The sequence below is a fragment of the Nocardia miyunensis NBRC 108239 genome (genome assembly GCF_001613065.1).
Classification (GTDB): domain Bacteria; phylum Actinomycetota; class Actinomycetes; order Mycobacteriales; family Mycobacteriaceae; genus Nocardia; species Nocardia miyunensis.
In genome coordinates, this window is record NZ_BDBQ01000039.1 from 135,891 (window position 1) to 153,054 (window position 17,164).

Here is a 17,164-nt window from a genome sequence, read left to right on the forward strand (position 1 = left end):
GCATGCGGGTGATCGTGGACAACACCAAATGCGATGGGTACGGCACGTGTCTGGACATGTGCCCCAGCGTCTTTCGCTCCGATGACTGGGGTTACGCCGCGGTCGTCGGCGACGGCAGCGTCCCGGAGTCCGACGAGACATTGGTGCGCCGGGCGATCTCGCTGTGCGCGGAGAACGCGATTCGCGAGATCTGAACCCCGCGACGGCAGCACGACGATCGATCAGCTGAAGGAGTAAGTGTGTATCTGGGCCTGGAAAACGGTGTGGCGCTGGTGACGGCGGCGTCGCGTGGAATCGGGCGGGCGACGGCCGAACGACTCGCCGCAGAAGGGATGACGGTGATCGCGGCGGCCCGGACCGCCACCGGGGAGCCTGAGACCATCGGTAACGGGTCCGTCGTGCCGTTCGTCCACGATCTGGGCGACGCGGAGGCTACCGCGGCCCTCGTCGACACCGTGGTGTCGACGTACGGCGCACTGGACGTAATGGTGCTCAATACCCCTGGGCCACAGATCATTCCGGCACTGGATGCGGATTGGGACGACTGGTCCGCCGCCCACGACACCCTGCTGCGTCCGGTGGTGCAGCTAGCCACCTCGGCCGGACGGGTGATGCGCGACAAAGGTACCGGCGCCATCATCCTGCTGTCCTCGACCTGGGTGCGTCAGCCCGCCGCGGGTGGTGTGCTGTCCGCCTCGTACCGTTCGGCCGCCTCGGCGTTCGTCAAAACCCTTGCCGGCGAACTGGCGTCGTCGGGCGTGCGGGTGAACCAGATCATGCCCGGCGCTACCGGAACCGACCGGATGCAGGGGATCGTCGAGTCGAAGTCGGGCCGCAACGGCACCACCGTCGAGCAGGAGATCGCGCGGGTCGTCGCCGATATTCCGGCGGGCCGCTGGGCCGAGGCGGGCGAAATCGCCGACGCGGTCGCATTTCTCGCCTCCGCGCGCGCGTCGTTCATCACCGGTACCGCGCTGGCCGTCGACGGCGGAGCGGTGCGCGCCGCGCACTGAGCCGCCGCGTTGCGAGTGAAACACCCACTCGGAGCACATTTTTCAACGATCGAGAAGGAAGTGTCCATGCCCAAGACCCTGACCGAGAATTTCGTCGAACAGTTCCGGCTGTGCAAGGTCACCGCAGGTGAAACCGTGGCGGTCATCGCCGAACTGGGGCGCAAGACCGAGTACGTCGAATCCGCGGTGGCGGCCGCGCGACAGCTGGGCGCCGGTGTGCTGGTGTTGCACGCCTCCAGCCTGTCCAATCCGATGCTGCCGCCGTACCAGCCCGACGGCCGCGAGGTCGCGCCGCTGCTCGCCGCGGCGGGGGAGTGCGATTTCGTCGTGGACGTCACCGTCGGCGGGCTGATCCACTCCGACGTGCGCACCCGGATCACCGGGAACGGCAAGCGGATGCTGTTCGTCGCCGAACCGAACGACGTGCTAGAACGCCTGATGGGCGATGAGAACCTGCGCGCCACCGTGGAGGCCGGCGGCCGGAAACTGCGCGCCGGATCGACCCTGCACGTGAGCAGCGCCGCCGGCACCGATCTGACCGCCGACATCTCCGGCGCGGACCTGCCGATCACCCACCAGTGGGGTTATGTCGACGAGGCGGGCCGCTGGGACCACTGGCCCTCGGGCTTCGTCGCGTGCTTCCCGAACGACCGCACCGCCGAGGGCCGCATCGTGCTGCAGCCCGGCGACGCGCTGATTCCCTGGCAGCGCTACGTCCGGGACACGGTGACCATCGAGGTCGAGAAGGGCTACATCAGGAAGATCAGCGGCGCCGGCGCCGATGCCCACGTGCTCAACGACTACTTCGAAGCCTGGGGCGACGACGAGGTGTGGGCCACCAGCCACATGGGCTGGGGTGTGCTGCCGCACGCGCGCTGGTCGGCGTTCGACGTGTACGACCCGCGGTCGCTCTACGGTCAGGAATTGCGTTCCACCGCAGGCAATTTCATGTGGTCGACCGGATCCAACCGGTTCGCCGACCGGGAGACGCCCGCCCACCTGGACGTGCCGATGCGCGGCTGCACCGTGGAGATCGACGGTGTGGCCGTGGTCCGCGACGGCGCCCTCGTCGAACAGGAGTGAGCACCGTGGACAAGAACGCGATCGAACAGGCCGTGCTGGCGATGGCCCGCGATACCGAACTGCTCGAGCAGGTGAAGGCACAGCCCTCGCGCGCGCCGGAACTGCTGGGCGTCGATCAGGAATGGGCCGAGACGATCCTGTCCGGCAACCGGGATCGGTTGCGCGCCATCGGACTCAACGACGGCCTGACCATTCTGGTGAGCCGCTGGTTCAACGACGATCTGGGCGACGCCGCCAGCCGGGGCGGATTCATCGTCGACGACAGCCTGCCGCGCGCCGATCCCGACGTGCCCGACGGCGTGGTCTTCGCGGGAGGCTGCTCGCATGTGCCGGATCTGCTGGCCCGGCCCGAGATCGACCCGGCCGACGCGGTGTCCCGGCTGCTCGACGGCTACGAACGCCTGCGGCGCGATCTGGTCGCCGCCGACCCGGACGTCGTCCTGGTGACCGCCGATTGCCACTTCCAGAGCTTCGAGACCGGTCACACCGTGATCGGCACCGGCGCGGGCCACACCGGCTCGATGGAATTCTTCAAGCGCGGCGATCTGGATCTGAACCTCACCGGAATGCCCGATCTCGCAGGCGAATTGGCCGCAGCGGTGCGCGCAGCCGGGTTGGAGGTGGAACGGGCTCAGCGCGTCGACCTCGACCACGGGCTGATCGTGCCGCTGCGTCTGGTGCTGCCGCGCCCGGATCTGCCGGTGATCCCGATCATCACCCAGCCGCACCGCAGTTTCTCCCCGTTCAACGCGCGCCGCTTCGGCGAGGCGCTGCGCGGTGTGGTGACGCGGTCGGGTCTGAAGGTGGCGTTCCTGGCCACCGGCGGGCTGTCGCACTGGCTGGATCCCGGGCATTTCGGCGGCGTGGACGTCGAATTCGACACCTACATCCTGAAGCTGCTGGAAACCGGGCGCGGGCTGGATCTGTGTTCGCTCGAGCCGTATCCGCTGCTCGAACACGGCCAGTACGAGATCCAGAACTGGATGATCATGCTCGGTCTGATCGGTCCCGGCGTGCACGGCGACGTGTACACCTACGAGCCGATGGAAGCCTCCGGTGGCGGCTGGACCGTGGTGAACATGGATCTGGCTCGCGCCCGGAGCGAGGTCGCGGCGGCGGTCGCGGCGGGGCGGGCGTCATGACCTCGCGGACGCTGCGGGTGGGCGTGACGCAGTGGCACGCGACCACCGATATCGCCGCCAATCTGGCTACCGCCCTTCGGCTCATCGATCGGGCCGCGGCCGACGGCGCGCAGCTCGTGACGCTGCCGGAGAACGGCCTGATGCTGGGCACCAACGCGCAGATGCGCGCGGCGGCCCTGCACGAGGATTCCGACGAGGTGCGGCGATTGCGTCGCGCCGCGGCCACCCACGGCGTGGCGGTGGTGCTGGGCGGGATGAAGAACCGCACCGCCGAGGCGACCTACAACTCGGCGCTGGTGATCGACGCCGACGGTGAACTCGTCGGACGCTACGACAAGATGCACCTGTTCGACGCCACGATCGGCGGCCAGTCCTTCGAGGCGTCGACGGTAGAGCGACCCGGCGCCGGACCGGTACTGCTGGACCTGGACGGCATCCGCATCGGCCTGACCATCTGCTACGACGTGCGTTTCCCCGAACTGTCGCGGGCACTGGCCGCCGCCGGTGCCGAGGTGCTGCTGGTTCCGGCGGCGTTCGTCCGGTCGACCGGGGCCGCGCACTGGCACACGCTGCTGCGCGCGCGGGCCATCGAGAATCTGGCCTACGTGGTCGCACCGGCGACCGTGCATTCGCCGGACCCGGACTTCACCGACGCGTTCGCCACCTATGGGCATGCGCTCGTGGTCTCGCCGTGGGGCGATGTGCTCGCCGATCTGGGCGAGGACCCGGAGGCCGTGCGGGTGGTCGAACTCGATCTCGAAGCCGTCAGCCGGGCCCGGTCCACACTTCCGGTGCTGGCCGGCCGCCGCGGTGCCGACGAGTACAACGACGATCCGCGCGTGCTGGCTCTCGCGGGCCGCGGCGCGAGTGCGGAGGGTGCGCGATGAACGAGCCGAACTCATCCGAATTGCCGACCGGTGTGATCCGGGCCGACGAATGGTCCGGAGTCGGCAACGAATTCACCGGCGCCCGATTCCGCAAGGTGTGGACCCGCAACGGGGAACGCCTGGAGATCCACGTCCCGCGTACCGGAGCGCACATCCTGCTCGATGCCATGGCCCTCGAGGTCATCGCCGGTCAGGCGCCCGAGTTCTTCACCCGGCTGATCGCCCAGGGGCTGGGTTCGGCGGACGAATGACCATTTCACCACTCGACACGAAGGTAGAGAGTCGATGACGACCACACGGGTGGGCATGATCGTGCCCAGCTCCAACACCACCATGGAAACCGAGATTCCGGCCATGCTGCGGGCCCGCGCCGAGGTGCGCCCCGACGAACAGTTCACCTTCCACTCCTCCCGCATGCGCATGCAGCATGTGACCCCGGAGCAGTTGACGCAGATGGATGCCGACTCGCTGCGCTGCGCCGCCGAACTGGCCGACGCCCGCGTCGACGCGATGGCCTACGCCTGCCTGGTGGCGATCATGGCGCAGAGCCGCGGCTATCACGCCGTCTCGGAAGCCAAATTGGCGCAGGTCGCGAAAGACGAGAGCGGCGAAGCCATTCCGGTGCTCTCCTCGGCGGGCGCGCTGACCGAGGCGCTGGCCCACCTGAACGTTCGCAAGATCGCCGTCGTCACGCCGTATATGAAGCCGCTCACCGCGACGGTGTGCGACTACATCGAGCACGAGGGCTTCGAGGTGGTGGATTCACTGAGCCTCGAGGTGGCCGACAATCTGGCCGTCGGGCGCCTGGATCCGCGCGATCTGCTCGAACACGCCCGCACCGTCGACACGTCTGGCGCGCAGGCCCTGGTCATCAGCGCCTGTGTGCAGATGCCCTCGCTGCCGATCCTCGACGAATTGCAACAGCAGTTCCGGATACCGGTGCTCTCGGCCGCCGCGGCGACCACCTGGCGATTGCTGCGCAGCCTCGGCCTCGACCCGGTCGTACCGCGTGCCGGTGCACTGCTCGCCGCGTAACCGCCACATCCCCGCGACTCCCGAATCTCTCGAATTCCCCCAGCCCACATCACGAATCGAGATCCAATGAGCTTCGATGCTCTTTTCCAGCCGGGACACATCGGCCCGGTCGAATTCCGCAATCGCGTGGTGAAATCACCGAACAGCAGCGCGACAGCCAATATGGACGGCACGATCAGCCGGCGAACCGTCGACCACTATCGCCGTCTCGGTGAGGGTGGCGTCGGCCTGATCATGACCGAGTACACCTACGTCGACGACGATGCCAGCAAGGCGATCCACAACCAGCCCGGGATGAGCCGGCACGAGCACATCGCCGGATGGGGGTGGCTCGTCGACGAGGTGCATGCCACCGGCGCCAAGATCGGGCTGCAACTCGCGCACGGCGGTCGCCAGAAATTCCTGGGCACCGCGCCGATCAAATCGGCCACCGACAGTTCCTGGGACTATGTCGAGGCGGTGGCCGGGGTGATCCCGCAGCCGGTGACCGTCGCCGAGATCGACGACATCGTCACCGCCTTCGCCCAGGCCGCATTGCGTGCGTGGAAGGCCCGCTTCGATCTGGTCGAGGTGCATGCCGGGCACGGCTATCTGATCACCAATTTCCTTTCCCCGCACACGAATTCGCGTACCGACGACTACGGCGGCAGCTTCGAGAACCGCTCCCGCATCCTGATCCGCATCGTCGAGGCCATCCGTGCCACCGTGCCGCGCGATTTTCCGCTGAGCGTGCGGGTGTCGGTGACCGACTACGAGCCCGACGGTATTCCGATCGAGGAGACCGTCGAGCTGTGCCGGATGCTGGAAGCGCACGGTGTCGATGTCATCCATGCCTCCGGCGGCCACCACGCCACGATGGAGTGGGAGGTCAGCCCCTGGTTCAACGGTCGCGCACCGCATCGCTGGGGTTGGGAGAAGTTCCGTCCCGAGTTGTCGATTCCGGTGATCGGTTCGGGTTCGCTGGTCTCCCCGGAGGTCGCGAACGAGATCATCGAATCCGGGTCCGCCGATTTCGTCTCCCTGGGCCGGGCCATGCTCGCCGATCCGGACTGGGCGCGCAAGGCGCAGGCCGGGCGGGCACTCGAGATCGTGCCGTGTATCCGGTGTAACGACGGTTGCCTGCATCGCGGCGTGGACAAGGGCCGCTCGGTCGGGTGCACGGTGAATCCGTCCGTGACCGAGGAGGGCCGGTTCCCGATCACCGTGGCCGGCACCAGGAAGTCGGTCGCGGTCGTGGGCGCCGGACCCGCCGGGCTGCGCAGCGCCGCCATACTGAGCGACCGTGGGCACGAGGTGCGGCTGTTCGAACCCGGCGAGCTCGGGGGCCTGCTCACCCACGCGCTGGGATCCACGGTCAAACAGGACATCGCGGCATTGGTGGAACATCTCGTGCACGAGGTCCGGCGCCGCGACATCGCGGTGCTGCCGGTCCGGGCCACCGCCGCGGAACTGGTTGCCAGCGGCGTGGATTCGGTGGTGCTCGCCACCGGCGCGCCCCTGCGGGAACCGGACTTCCCGATCGCCGCGGACGTGGCGGTGATACCCGCTGCGCGGGTGCGCGCCGATGCTCCGCTGCACGGGCGGATCGTGGTGATCGGCGGCGGGATGCAGGGCTGCGAGACCTCGCTGCGCATCGCCGAGATGGGCGATACCTCGGTAACGGTTGTGGAGCAACAGGATTCACTGCTCACCGGCGACGAGGTGGTCTACGACGCGATGAAGCTGCCGCAGTTCATGCGGCAGGCCGGGGTGGGTATTCGCACCGGCGCGCGAGTGACCGAGGTGACCGCCGAGGGCGTATCCCTGCTCACCGCGGACGGCGTCGAGGTGCTGCCCGCCGACACGGTGGTGCCGGCCCTGGGCCGCACTCCCGCATCGAACGAACTCGCCGACGAATTGCGCAGCGCCGGAATCGATGTGCACGTGATCGGCTCGGCGATGCGGCCGGGACGGGTGTACGACGCGATCCACACCGCGTTCTTCGCCGCGCGGCTCGTGTGAGCGACTGCCGACCCGTCCTCAGGCCGACGGCTCCGGCGGCGCCATGAGAATCAGGTTGGAGGTGGCGAAATCCGGCAGCACCGGATCGGAATCGATCCAGTAGATCGGCGCGGGGCGTTCGATGCGCCCCTGCTCGTCGTGTTCGATCACGATGTCGCGACCGCGCATCGCCAGCAGCAGGGAATCGAAGCAGTGATCGGGATCGCCGTCGAGCACCAGCCCCAGCGCGGCATCGATCAGGTGGAACTCCATGATCCGGCGCGCCGACGCCGCATTGCGGTTGCTGATCGCGTCCAGGAAGTACTGGTCGCTGTCGATGAAATCGTCCGGGGTGCGGGCATGCGAGAGGTAGACGCTCTGATGCCGGTAGATCCGGGTGTGCAGCGAATTGGTGAGTTCGGCGAAATTGGACGGATACCGCGTCAGCGCCACGTCGTGGAAACGTTGGTGGGCATCTTGGAAACGGCGACTGTGCGAGCGATGAGTTCGCATGTCCTCGAGATGGTTTCGCATCTGCTCGATATCGTCCTCGCCGAGCAATTCGACGATCGCCCCCACGGTGGGCGGCTCCAGCAGCAGGCGCAGCGCATAGCTCTGCTCGGTTTCCGAATTCACCAGCGGAGCCACATGCATGCCGCGGTTGGCGTGCGCCACCACCAGGCCGTCCGCCTCCAGCCGCTGCAAGGCCTCCCGCAGGGGAGTGCGGCTCACCTCGAGCTCGGTGGCCAGCTGCTCCTGGGACATCCGCCACCCGGGTGCGTAGACGCCCGTGATGATGCGTTCCCGCAGTGTCCGGTACAGCGCGTCGACGGTGGTACCGGCGCGGATCTGTCGGGCAGAGGTAGTCATCAGCATCATCCTAAGGTCACCGGCGAACAAGGCATTCGGCCGTCGCCGTAAAAGTGTATCCAATTATGTGTACAAATTGGTGCGGCGGTGTCGCACCGAACTCGAAAGGAGTCCGATGGGCGCGTTGGATGGTCAGGTCGTCGTCTTCACGGGCGCGGGAGCGGGAATCGGGCGGGCGGTGGTCGAGCGATACGTCGCGGAGGGCGCGCGCGTGGTCGCGGTCGACATCGCGGACCGGGTGCTCGAATTACGCGACACACTGGGGGATTCGGTCCGGCCGATGGTCGCCGACGTCGCCACCTGGGACGGCAACGTCGCGGCGGTGGATGCCGCCGTGCGCGAATGGGGCCGGGTCGACGTCTTCGTCGGTAACGCGGGCATCACCGACGGCGCGCGGCCGATCGAGGACATCCCGGGCGACCGGTTGACCGGAGCGTTCACCGAGTTGTTCGGTGTGAACGTCCTGGCTCCGCTGCTCGGTGTGCGGGCTGCCCTGGAGGCGCTGGTGGCCACTCGCGGCAGTGTCATCATCACCGGGTCGTATGCCAGTACGAACGCCGCGGGCGGCGGCGTCCTCTATACCGCGTCCAAACACGCCGTCCACGGTCTGGTGCGGCAACTCGCCTACGAGCTGGCGCCCGATGTCCGCGTGAACGGGGTGGCGCCGGGAGTGGCTCCGACCCGGCTGCGCGGCACCACCGCACTCGGTCAGTCCTCCGCCGATTCGGTCCTGGAGGGAACCCGGGAAAAGCTTCCGCTGCAGGAGGTTCCGTCCGCGGACGCCTACAGCGGAATCTTCACCCTGCTCGCCTCGCGCTCCGATACGGCGGCGATGACCGGATCGCTCGTCACCGCCGACAGCGGTCTGTCGGTGCGGGGTATCGCGCGGCCCGGTGGCCGGGTACGCGAAGCCTGATCGTTTCCGTGACGCGTCATCCGAAGTTCACGTGACCGGCGGGGCCGCAATCTGTCGTTGACAAAGGGGTAAAGAGTTCGACCCGAAGTGGGCGGACGCTGACTGTTAATTGTTAACAGTTTCGAGTCACCTCGACGACAGGAGAGGGAGTTCGAGTGGGTTCTCCTAAGAAACGCCTGTTCACGGCCGCTGTGGCGGCTGTGCTCGCGGCCACGATGTCAGCTTGCGGCAGTTCGACCAAGGCCGCGTCACCGGCTGTCGTCGCGCCGCCGAAGAGTCTCATCACCCCGGGAACGCTGACCTACGGCACCGCGGCGACCTTCCCGCCGTTCGAATCCCGGGCGGTGGGCGGAGGTCTCGAAGGCTTCGACATCGACATGATCGACGCGCTCGCCGACTCGATGGGCCTGACCGCCAAGGCCACCGACATGGACTTCGACGGGCTCGTCCCGGCGCTGGCGGGCAAGCGGATCGACCTGATCAACTCCGCGATGTACATCACCGACGCGCGTGCGGCGAAGGTCGACTTCGTGCCGTATCTGGTGATCGGCGAATCGCTGCTGACGCCGAAGGACAACCCGAAGCACATCGCGCGGCTGCCCCAGGACCTGTCCGGCAAGACGGTCGCGGTGACCCGCGGCGCGATCGGCGAGACGTACATGAACGAGTTCAACGACCAATTGCGTCAGCAGGGTCTACCGGTGATGACCGTGATGAGCCTGCCCACCAACCAGGACGCGACGCTCGCCGTCCGTTCCGGGCGGGCCGATGCGTTCGACACCTCCACCCCGGGCGCGGCGACCACGCTGGCCAAGACCGGCAACACCTTCACCGTCGCGGCGACGTTCAAGAACGAGACGAAGATCGGCATCGCGGTGCGCAAGGGTGACACCGGCACCGCCACGGCGATCCAGAACGCGCTGAACCGGTTCGTGCGCACCGGCGCCTACGGCAAGCTGCTCGCGAAGTACCGGATTCCCGCCGAATCCGACTACCTCGAGACCCCGGCGGCCACATCGACGGGACGCTGATGATGGACATCGTCCACCGGACGTTCTCCGGTGCCTTCCTGTCCGCCACCCTGCTCACCTTCGAACTGACCGTGCTGTCGATGCTGCTGGGCATCGCCGGTGGTGTCGTGCTCGCGCTGTGCAAGGGCGGTCCCGCGCCTGTTCGCTGGCTGGTGGACGGTTATGTGTGGCTGTTCCGGGGCACCCCCGTGCTGCTGCAACTGATCTTCGTGTTCAACGTACTTCCCCTGTGGAGCTTGAACTTCAGCCCGTTCACCTGCGCGGTGATCGCGCTGACGCTCAACGAGATCGCCTATATGGCCGAGATCGTGCGCGGCGGCCTGCTCGGCGTGGACCGCGGTCAGCGCACCGCGGCCCACATGCTCGGCCTGTCCGAGCCGAAGATCCTGCGTTGGGTGGTGTTACCGCAGGCGCTGCGGCTGATCCTGCCGCCGACCGGAAACCAGTTCATCGGCATGCTCAAGACCTCCGCGCTCGCGTCGGTGGTCAGTGTGGGCGATCTGATGCTCACCGCCCAGCGGCAGGCGGCGGCCGACTTCGACTACGTGTCCGCGCTGTGCGCTGCCGCCATCCTCTACTTGGTGCTGACCAGCGTGTTCACCGTCGCCCTGCGACGGCTCGAGCGCCGCTTCGATGTGAACCGCCGCGCCATGACGCGCCGCACCGAGCGTCCCGTCCCCGCAGCAGCCTGACCGGAAGCAGAAGATGAACGACCTCGAACTCGCCCCGACATCCACCCCGAACATGACGAACGTGCTGGAAGCGCGCGGACTCGGCCGCAGCTATCACGGCAAACCCGTGGTCTCCGACGTGAACCTCGCGGTGCCCGCTGGCCAGACGGTCGCAGTACTGGGCCCGTCCGGCGCCGGCAAGTCCACGATGCTGCGCTGCCTCGCCGGGCTCGAACCGATCCAGACCGGCAGCATCGGTTTCCAGGGCCGGCCGCTGTCGGAGGCCGGTGGCAAGCCGCGCTCCTTCGGGGGTCGGATCGGCATGGTGTTCCAGCAGTTCAACCTGTTCCCGCATCTGACCGCGGTACAGAACGTCGCGCTGGCGCCCCTGCGGGTACGGCGGTTGCGCAGGGAGCAGGCCCACGCGGAGGCGGTCGCCCTGCTGGACCGGGTGGGACTGCCCGAACATCACGACCATTACCCGTTCGAGCTGTCCGGCGGGCAGCAGCAGCGGGTGGCGATCGCTCGCGCGCTGGCGATGCGGCCCGAGCTGATGCTGTTCGACGAGCCCACCTCGGCCCTGGACCCGGAATTCACTCGCGAGGTGCTGGCGGTGATGCGGGACCTCGCCGAGGACGGCATGACGATCGTGGTGGTCACGCACGAGATGGACTTCGCGCGGCGCAGCGCCGACCGGGTGGTGTTCATGGCCGAAGGCCGGATCGTGGAAGACGGCCCGGCGGCAACGGTTTTCGACAGTCCGGCGCAGCAGCGCACACGCCGGTTCCTCGCCCAGGCGCTCGGGGAGTGAACCCCGTGCAGAGCACTTCTCCCGTCACACCGCTGAGCCTGCGCAAACAGGACTGGGCCTACCGGTATCTGCGCGAGCGCATCCTGACCGGCGCGCTCGCACCCGGCGAGCAGCTCAGCCAGGAGCGCCTGGCCACCGAACTGGGCATCAGCCGCGGGCCGTTGCGAGACGCGTTGTCCCGGTTGGTGATCGAGAATCTGGTCGTCGACCGGCCGCACCAGAAGTGGATGGTCGCGGATGTCTCCGCCGCCGACGCTCGCGACGTCTACAACGGGCGCGCGGCGCTGGAAAGCATGCTGGGCGCGGCCGCGGCCCAGTCTCCCGGCGAGCGCCGGGACGGCTGCGACGATCTGCTGGCCGACCTGCTCGACCGGCAGCACACCGCGGCGTCGGCCGGAGACCTGGCCGAATTGCGCGCACTGGACCGCCGTTTCCACGACACCATCTACGGCCTGGCCGACATGCCCGCCTCGATGGCGGCGCTGGATCAGCTCAGAGCCAAGAGCGACCGGTACATCGCGCTGTACCTCGCCGACTCCGGGCGCGCGCACGCGTCGCTGGAAGAACACGGCCGGATCCTCGCCGCACTGCGCGACGGGGACCCCGAGCAGTCCGCCGCGCTCACCAGGGCGCACGTGCTGGGCGGGCTCGGCCCGCTCATCGGCTCACTCGACAACCAGCCCGCGAACCTGACCGAAACTTCGAACCCGAAGAACTGAGGAGCGACAGATCGTGCTTCACCTGCCCGAGGCCATCACCCGTCTATCCATGCCGGAGCTGTCCGGCACGCTCGGCATGTCCCTGCGCGACGCCGAACGCGAGCTGGAGACCGCCCCCGGGCGCGGTCCGCTGCTCGACGCGACCTACGCCGACACGCACCGTTTCCCCGCGCCCGAATGGGCCCTGCCCGCCTTCACCGCGGCGGCGTCCGGCGGCGGGATGACGTACACCCCCTACCGTGGTGACCGTCCGGTGCGAGAAACCGTGGCGCACAACGTTTCCACTGTGCTGGGCGTGCCGGCGACCGGCACCGCCGACGTGATCCTGACCCCCGGCACACAGGGCGCGCTGTTCGTCGCACTCGCCGCCGTCCTCTCCCCGGGTGACCTCGTGCTGCTACCGGATCCCGATTACCTGTCCACCGAGCGGATGCTGCGTTACTTCGGCGCCCGCGTCCGTCGGATCCCGATGATCTGGCCCGACGAAAGCGAAACCGGCCGGGGCGCACGGCCCACCCTCGACCTCGACGAGCTCGAGCGCGCGGCCGCGGAGCAGCCGCGACTGATGGTGTTCTCCCACCCGAACAACCCGACCGGCGCGATCTACGGCGAGGAAACGATCGCGGCGATCGCCGCCGCCGCCGAACGGCACGACTTCACCGTGATCGCCGATGAGCTGTACTGCCGGCTGGTGTACGAGGGCGAGCCCTTCCACCATCTCGCGGCACTGGACGGGATGGCCGAGCGCACGGTGACCCTACTGGGCCCGTCCAAGACCGAATCCCTTTCGGGCTACCGGCTCGGGGTCGCGGTGGGTCCGAAACCGCTGGTGGACGCGATGGAGGACGTGCAGTCCGTCACCGCCCTGCGGGCGCCGGCCTACGCACAGCACCTGCTGTCGCACTGGATCGCCGAGGACGGCGACTTCCTGGAGCAACGACTGATCGAGTACCAGGCCCTGCGGGACGCGACGGTCAAGAAGATCAACGCCTCGTCGGTGCTGCGCGTGAATGCCAGTTACGGCACGGCGTACGTCTTCCCGAAGGTACTCATCGGCGCGAGCGATCAGGCGATCGCCCTGGCGCTGAAGGAGCAGGCCGGAGTGGTCGTGAACCCCGGCTACCAGTTCGGCGGCGCGGGCTCCGGGCGTCTGCGGTTGTGCTTCGCGCAGGACGAATCCGCCTGGGACGCGGCATTGGACCGGATCATCGACGTCATCGGTTCGCTGGCGTGACGATCGTCGAGGCCGGCTACCGGGTCGCGCGGCTGCCGCTGCGCCGCGAACTCCGCCACGCCGGCGTCGACACCGGTGAGCTGGCCGAGGTCTTCGTGCGGGTCCGGCTCGCGGACGGGCACGTCGGCTGGGCGGAGACGCGCGGCAACGGCGCCTACGCGACGGGATATTCCACCGAGGCGATCGTCGCGGCGCTCGACGCGCCCGGCTGGTCGAAGCTCGACGAACTGTCCCGCCGCTGTCCGCCCGCGGCCATGCTCGTCGACATCGCCCACCGCGACGCGGTCGCACGATCGCATGGAATCCCTTTGTGGGCAACGCTTTCCGAGATTTCCGGCAAAACCGCGCCGACCCCGCTGCCCACCCATGCGGCGATCGCCTTCGGCACCGAGGAGCAGGCGGAGGAACTCGCGGCGCGGGCGGCGCAGGCCGGTTTCGGGCGGATCAAGATCCGGATCGGCGGCGATCCCGCCCTGGACCGGGCCCGGGTCACCCGGGTACGCAAGGTCGCGGGCCCGGCGGTCGTCCTGGCGGTGGACGCGAACGGCGGCTGGGACACCGCGACCGCCACCGAGGCCGCGCGCTGGCTCGCCGATCTGGGCGTCGCCTGGTTCGAACAACCGGTGCCGGACCTCGCGGCGATGGCGCGGGTGCGCGCCGGGTCGCCGATTCCGATCTGGGCCGACGAATCCGTGCGCGACGCGGAATCCGTTCGCGCGGTGGCCGAATGCGGCGCGGCCGACGGCGTGCACCTCAAACTCGAGAAGGCCGGGACCGTCGACGCGCTGGCCGCCGCGATCGACGCGGCCGGGCGGCACGGTCTCGATGTCGGCCTCGGCCAGATGGATTGCGGCCGACTCGGCTGCGCCATCACCGCGCAGTTGGCGGCCGGACTCGACGTGGCGGTGGCCGAACTGTGGGGCTGCGCCAACGTCGCACGCGACGTCACGACCGGGCTCGAAATCACCTGCGGCGCAGTGCCATTGCCCACCGGCCCCGGCCTCGGCCTGCGCCCCGACCTGGACACCGTGACCCCGATGAGGATCGATTCATGACCACACCCGAAGTCGTCGGCCTGCTCAGCGCGCTGGTCGGCTGTGACTCGACCACCCCGACCGGCGAGGAGATCTCCACCGCGGCGATACTCGCGGATCATCTCGCCGCCGCCGGATTCGAGACCGAGACCGAAACCCTCGCGCCGGGACGGGTAAACCTGACCGCGCGACGCCGCTTCGGCGACGGCCCGTCGATCATGCTGAACTCGCATCTGGACGTGGTCCCGGCCGGTCCGGGCTGGACCAGCCCGCCGTTCGAACCGTCGGTTCGCGACGGACGGCTCTACGGCCGCGGCGCGGCGGACGCCAAGGGCCCGCTCGCCGCAATGGCCTGCGCCGCAGCGGAACTCGCTCGCGAACCGGGTGCGCTGACCGGGGAGATCGTGTTCTCGGCGGTGTCGCGGGAGGAAGGCGACTCGATGGGCGCGCGGCACCTGGTGGCCGCTCTCGCCGAGACGGGCAGGCTGCCGGACGGGGTGATCGTCGGTGAGCCCACCGGGATGCGATTGCTCATCGCGCACAAGGGTTCGGTACGTCCGGTGATCGAGATCGCCGGTGTGGCAGCGCATGCCGCGACGCCACAGCTCGGGGTGAACGCCATCGACGCCGCCGCCGACGTGCTGAAACTGCTGGCGGGTTACGGCGAAGGGCTTGCGGGGCAAGCGCATCCGCTGCTCGGGGCCGCGACCTGCACGCCGGTGCTGATCGAGGGCGGCGAAGCGCCGAACGCGGTACCGGAACTCTGCCGCATCACAGTGGATCGACGGCTGCTGCCCGGTGAGTCGGCGGAGTCCGTACTCGCCGCGATCGACGCGATCCTGTCGGGGTACAACGAAACCGGTCCCGCCAAGGCATCCGTTGTGCACTGCGCGCCGAGCACGGGCGGCCCTTCGGAGACTCCGGCGGACCATCCGCTCGTCGAGGCGTGCCGTCGCGCGCTGGCCGCGAACGGAGCCGACGACACCCTCGGCGGACTCACCGTGAACTGCGATATGACACATTTCCGCGCCGCCGGGGTGCCCGCGCTGGTGTGCGGGCCCGGCAGGCCGGAGGTGATGCACGCGGTCGACGAGCACGTGGTGCTGGACGAACTGGTGGCGTCGGTGGGCCTGTACCGGGCGATGCTGACCGAGGCGCTCGGCGGCCGGGCATGAGGATCGCACTCGCCCAGCTGGCCAGCCTTCCCGGCGACGTCGGCGCGAACATCGCGCGCGCGGCCGCCGTGGTGCGTGCTACGGACACCGATGTGCTCGCGTTCCCGGAGCTCTACACGTGCGGCTACGACCCGGCAGGCATCGCCGCGAACCCGCGGTGGTCGCTGACGCCCTCCGCGCTGACGCCCCTGGCCGATGCCGCGGCCGAAGCCGGGACGTGGGTGCTGCTCGGCGCGTCCGTTGCCACGAGGAACCGACCGCTCAACGCCGTGGTGGTACTCGGTCCGGATGGGACCGTGCGCGGCCAGTACGTCAAGAATCACCTGTGGGGCGCGGAGAAGCGCGTCTTCGACCCGGGCCACGGCCTGCTCCTACTCGACCTCGGCGAGGTCTCGGTGGGTGTGGGCGTGTGCTACGACGCCGGTTTTCCCGAGCCGGCACGGGCCTACGCCCGCGCCGGGGCGCATGCCGTGCTGTTCTGTTCCGCCTTCGCCGCCGGCCCCACCGAACACCGTTACCGCGTGTATCACCCGGCCCGCGCGCTGGAGAACACCGTGTACACACTCGTGGTCAACGCCGTCGGCGACGTCGCGGGGGAACGCTACTTCGGCGCGAGCGGCGCGTGGAGCCCGGCGGGACAGCCGCTGGTCACCGCCGGTCGCGGTGAAGAAGTGTGCATCGCGGAGATTTCCCCGGCGGAGGTCGCCCGCACTCGTGAACACCTGACCTATCTCACCGATCTGTCTTCAGGAGCCAGTCATGTCGCCCGTCTTTCCCGAGTCTGAATACGACCAGCGCCTGGCCACGCTGCGTGAGAAGTTGCGGGCCGACGGGCTGGACGCCGTCGTGGTGCACACACCGGAGAACGTGTGCTATCTATCCGGCCACGCGACGCCCGGTTACTACACGTACCAGTGCCTGGTGGTCACCGCCGACGGTGAGGCCGCGCTGCTGATGCGCCAGACCGAGACCGAGAACGCGCTCGCCACAACATATTTCAAGCGAATCAACGGTTTCCCGGACAGCGCGGACCCGATCGCGGCGACCGTCGAACTGCTCGCCGAGCTCGCGCCGGGCGCGCGGGCGGTCGGCATCGAGGCCAGGTCGTGGTTCCTGCCGCCGGAATCGTTCCTGCGCCTGCGCTCCCTGCTGGCGGATGCGGGCGCCGCGGTGTCCACGATCGACAGTGCGCTGGCGGCGGCACGACTCATCAAGTCCCCGGCGGAGATCGAGCAGATCCGGCTGGCGGCGCAGAGCACCAACGCGGGCATGGCGGCGGCCGCCCGCGCCGCGGTCCCCGGAGCGAGCGAACGTGCTGTGGCGGCAGCGGCTTTCGCGGGGTTGATCGAATCGGGGTCGGAGTACTTCGGGATGGAGCCGTTCGTGGCGTCGGGACCGCGTGCGGGCACGATCCACGCGAGCTGGTCCGATCGGGTCATCGAGCGGGACGAGGCGGTACTGCTGGAGATGTCGGCCGCGCGCGGCCGGTACAACGCGCCGTTGATGCACACCGTGTGGACGGGCGAGCTGCGCGGCGAGGCGGCCGCGATGGCCCAGGCCTGC

The 17,164-nt window shown here is 68.8% G+C and carries 19 protein-coding genes; 18 read left to right on the plus strand and 1 reads right to left on the minus strand.

Annotated elements, in window-relative coordinates; all coding sequences use genetic code 11:
- Positions 1 to 2: 2 nt before the first annotated feature.
- The 8 genes from NM2_RS17000 to NM2_RS17035 all read left to right on the plus strand — a co-directional run bounded on the left by NM2_RS17000 (position 3) and on the right by NM2_RS17035 (position 7,161).
- Positions 3 to 194: a ferredoxin gene (locus tag NM2_RS17000; protein WP_067669651.1), complete on the plus strand. Its 192-nt coding sequence runs from the start codon at positions 3 to 5 to the stop codon at positions 192 to 194.
- 45 nt (positions 195 to 239) lie between these two features.
- Positions 240 to 1,013, plus strand: coding sequence for an SDR family oxidoreductase (locus tag NM2_RS17005; protein WP_067669652.1), 774 nt, complete (start codon positions 240 to 242; stop codon positions 1,011 to 1,013).
- 66 nt (positions 1,014 to 1,079) lie between these two features.
- Positions 1,080 to 2,096, plus strand: a complete 1,017-nt coding sequence (locus NM2_RS17010; RefSeq protein WP_067669660.1) for a 2,5-dihydroxypyridine 5,6-dioxygenase NicX family protein — start codon at positions 1,080 to 1,082, stop codon at positions 2,094 to 2,096.
- A 5-nt stretch (positions 2,097 to 2,101) separates the two neighbouring features.
- On the plus strand, positions 2,102 to 3,238 hold the full coding sequence (locus NM2_RS17015) for a DODA-type extradiol aromatic ring-opening family dioxygenase (RefSeq protein ID WP_245718068.1): 1,137 nt from the start codon (positions 2,102 to 2,104) through the stop codon (positions 3,236 to 3,238).
- Entirely contained in the window at positions 3,235 to 4,125 is an 891-nt protein-coding gene (locus NM2_RS17020) for a carbon-nitrogen hydrolase family protein (RefSeq protein WP_067669661.1), read from the plus strand. The genes NM2_RS17015 and NM2_RS17020 overlap by 4 nt, the downstream gene beginning before the upstream one ends.
- Positions 4,122 to 4,376: a hypothetical protein gene (locus NM2_RS17025; RefSeq protein ID WP_067669662.1), complete on the plus strand. Its 255-nt coding sequence runs from the start codon at positions 4,122 to 4,124 to the stop codon at positions 4,374 to 4,376. Before NM2_RS17020 ends, NM2_RS17025 begins: the two co-directional genes overlap by 4 nt.
- Before the next feature lie 34 nt (positions 4,377 to 4,410).
- Positions 4,411 to 5,160 (plus strand): maleate cis-trans isomerase family protein, encoded by a 750-nt coding sequence (locus NM2_RS17030; RefSeq protein WP_067669663.1) that lies wholly within the window; start codon positions 4,411 to 4,413, stop codon positions 5,158 to 5,160.
- 66 nt (positions 5,161 to 5,226) lie between these two features.
- A complete protein-coding gene (locus NM2_RS17035) occupies positions 5,227 to 7,161 on the plus strand; it encodes an oxidoreductase (RefSeq protein ID WP_067669664.1) in 1,935 nt (644 codons plus the stop codon).
- 18 nt (positions 7,162 to 7,179) lie between these two features.
- Here NM2_RS17035 and NM2_RS17040 read toward each other — a convergent pair whose 3' ends face one another.
- Positions 7,180 to 8,010, minus strand: a complete 831-nt coding sequence (locus NM2_RS17040; RefSeq protein WP_067669710.1) for a GntR family transcriptional regulator — start codon at positions 8,008 to 8,010, stop codon at positions 7,180 to 7,182.
- Between the two features lie 115 nt (positions 8,011 to 8,125).
- Here NM2_RS17040 and NM2_RS17045 point away from each other — a divergent pair, with 115 nt between their 5' ends.
- The 10 genes from NM2_RS17045 to NM2_RS17090 all read left to right on the plus strand — a co-directional run.
- Positions 8,126 to 8,926 carry an SDR family NAD(P)-dependent oxidoreductase gene (locus NM2_RS17045; protein ID WP_067669712.1) on the plus strand — a complete coding sequence of 267 codons (801 nt, stop codon included), beginning with the start codon at positions 8,126 to 8,128 and terminating at the stop codon, positions 8,924 to 8,926.
- A 155-nt stretch (positions 8,927 to 9,081) separates the two neighbouring features.
- Entirely contained in the window at positions 9,082 to 9,957 is an 876-nt protein-coding gene (locus tag NM2_RS17050) for an ABC transporter substrate-binding protein (RefSeq protein ID WP_218025934.1), read from the plus strand.
- Positions 9,957 to 10,649 carry an amino acid ABC transporter permease gene (locus NM2_RS17055; RefSeq protein ID WP_218025935.1) on the plus strand — a complete coding sequence of 231 codons (693 nt, stop codon included), beginning with the start codon at positions 9,957 to 9,959 and terminating at the stop codon, positions 10,647 to 10,649. Before NM2_RS17050 ends, NM2_RS17055 begins: the two co-directional genes overlap by 1 nt.
- A gap of 13 nt (positions 10,650 to 10,662) precedes the next feature.
- Positions 10,663 to 11,439: an amino acid ABC transporter ATP-binding protein gene (locus NM2_RS17060; protein WP_281182449.1), complete on the plus strand. Its 777-nt coding sequence runs from the start codon at positions 10,663 to 10,665 to the stop codon at positions 11,437 to 11,439.
- Between the two features lie 5 nt (positions 11,440 to 11,444).
- The gene (locus tag NM2_RS17065; RefSeq protein ID WP_067669715.1) at positions 11,445 to 12,158 is read left to right on the plus strand and encodes a GntR family transcriptional regulator; all 714 of its coding nucleotides are present in this window, start codon (positions 11,445 to 11,447) and stop codon (positions 12,156 to 12,158) included.
- A 13-nt stretch (positions 12,159 to 12,171) separates the two neighbouring features.
- Positions 12,172 to 13,392: an aminotransferase class I/II-fold pyridoxal phosphate-dependent enzyme gene (locus NM2_RS17070; protein ID WP_157121134.1), complete on the plus strand. Its 1,221-nt coding sequence runs from the start codon at positions 12,172 to 12,174 to the stop codon at positions 13,390 to 13,392.
- A complete protein-coding gene (locus NM2_RS17075; protein WP_218025936.1) occupies positions 13,389 to 14,447 on the plus strand; it encodes a mandelate racemase/muconate lactonizing enzyme family protein in 1,059 nt (352 codons plus the stop codon). Before NM2_RS17070 ends, NM2_RS17075 begins: the two co-directional genes overlap by 4 nt.
- Positions 14,444 to 15,601, plus strand: coding sequence for a M20 family metallopeptidase (locus NM2_RS17080; RefSeq protein ID WP_067669667.1), 1,158 nt, complete (start codon positions 14,444 to 14,446; stop codon positions 15,599 to 15,601). The genes NM2_RS17075 and NM2_RS17080 overlap by 4 nt, the downstream gene beginning before the upstream one ends.
- A complete protein-coding gene (locus NM2_RS17085; protein WP_067669669.1) occupies positions 15,598 to 16,386 on the plus strand; it encodes a carbon-nitrogen hydrolase family protein in 789 nt (262 codons plus the stop codon). The genes NM2_RS17080 and NM2_RS17085 overlap by 4 nt, the downstream gene beginning before the upstream one ends.
- A partial coding sequence (locus NM2_RS17090) for a M24 family metallopeptidase (RefSeq protein ID WP_067669671.1) occupies positions 16,361 to 17,164 on the plus strand: 804 nt, incomplete at its 3' end. The genes NM2_RS17085 and NM2_RS17090, both read left to right, overlap by 26 nt.

Excerpts from the sequence above, each read along its gene's own strand:
- NM2_RS17010 (WP_067669660.1), top strand. The coding sequence starts at position 1,080 with ATGCCCAAGACCCTGACCGAGAATTTCGTCGAACAGTTCCGGCTGTGC.
- NM2_RS17080 (WP_067669667.1), top strand. The coding sequence starts at position 14,444 with ATGACCACACCCGAAGTCGTCGGCCTGCTCAGCGCGCTGGTCGGCTGT.
- NM2_RS17035 (WP_067669664.1), top strand. The coding sequence starts at position 5,227 with ATGAGCTTCGATGCTCTTTTCCAGCCGGGACACATCGGCCCGGTCGAA.
- NM2_RS17040 (WP_067669710.1), bottom strand. The coding sequence starts at position 8,010 with ATGACTACCTCTGCCCGACAGATCCGCGCCGGTACCACCGTCGACGCG.
- NM2_RS17000 (WP_067669651.1), top strand. The coding sequence starts at position 3 with ATGCGGGTGATCGTGGACAACACCAAATGCGATGGGTACGGCACGTGT.
- NM2_RS17060 (WP_281182449.1), top strand. The coding sequence starts at position 10,663 with ATGAACGACCTCGAACTCGCCCCGACATCCACCCCGAACATGACGAAC.
- NM2_RS17055 (WP_218025935.1), top strand. The coding sequence starts at position 9,957 with ATGATGGACATCGTCCACCGGACGTTCTCCGGTGCCTTCCTGTCCGCC.
- NM2_RS17020 (WP_067669661.1), top strand. The coding sequence starts at position 3,235 with ATGACCTCGCGGACGCTGCGGGTGGGCGTGACGCAGTGGCACGCGACC.
- NM2_RS17085 (WP_067669669.1), top strand. The coding sequence starts at position 15,598 with ATGAGGATCGCACTCGCCCAGCTGGCCAGCCTTCCCGGCGACGTCGGC.
- NM2_RS17045 (WP_067669712.1), top strand. The coding sequence starts at position 8,126 with ATGGGCGCGTTGGATGGTCAGGTCGTCGTCTTCACGGGCGCGGGAGCG.
- NM2_RS17025 (WP_067669662.1), top strand. The coding sequence starts at position 4,122 with ATGAACGAGCCGAACTCATCCGAATTGCCGACCGGTGTGATCCGGGCC.
- NM2_RS17030 (WP_067669663.1), top strand. The coding sequence starts at position 4,411 with ATGACGACCACACGGGTGGGCATGATCGTGCCCAGCTCCAACACCACC.